The following is a 624-nucleotide window of genomic DNA, read 5'->3' on the forward strand; positions in this document are numbered from 1 at the left end:
ACATCAACCGCGCCCTGCAATGGGAACTGCCCACCGATGGTCCCAAGACCCTTAACGGGCTGATCCTTGAATACCTGCAGGATATCCCCGACGCCAATATCTCGGTGAGAATCGATCAGTATCTGATCGAGATTTTGCAGGTGAAGGACAATATGGTGAAGGCAGTGAGAGCAAGGAAGGCGAGTTAAGTTGACAGTTGATAGTGGAAAGCTGACAGCTGCGCGATCAAAATTCCTGTTTTCTTAAAGCAATGAGGCCGCGCCCAACCTTTGGGCGCGGCCTCTTGCGTTTCAAGATAACCCCTACGGTTAACGCGCAGCTGTCAGCTTTCCACTATCAACTGCCCTTCAAACCCGATCCGCGATCGGCGACCCAACCCAGGCGAGAATATCGGCCTCGTAGCGCTTCACCAGCGCACGCCCTTCGGCGATGGCTTCCTTGGCACGGTGAAAATCCATCAGCGCGAAGTCTTCCAGCATTGGCACCAGCGTCACTTCAGGCGGATCGCCAGCCATACGCGAGCGGGTAATGCGGTCCTGCATGATATTGATGCTGGACGCCACCACATCGAAAAAACCCGGATCCTGACCGTCTCCTGAAGCAAAGTAATCCATCATTTTCTGC

1 protein-coding gene and 1 pseudogene are annotated in these 624 nt (G+C 54.2%); one reads left to right on the plus strand and one right to left on the minus strand.

Annotation, left to right across the window (positions count from 1 at the left end):
• Positions 1-188: transporter associated domain-containing protein (locus A3754_RS07400; protein ID WP_304439821.1), on the plus strand; the 188-nt coding region annotated here is incomplete at its 5' end.
• Positions 189-347: 159 nt separating this feature from the next.
• Here the strand turns inward: A3754_RS07400 and A3754_RS07405 are convergent.
• Positions 348-624 (minus strand): annotated as a pseudogene (locus A3754_RS07405) (patatin); the annotation flags it as partial.

It is taken from the genome of Alcanivorax sp. HI0083 (assembly GCF_001635175.1).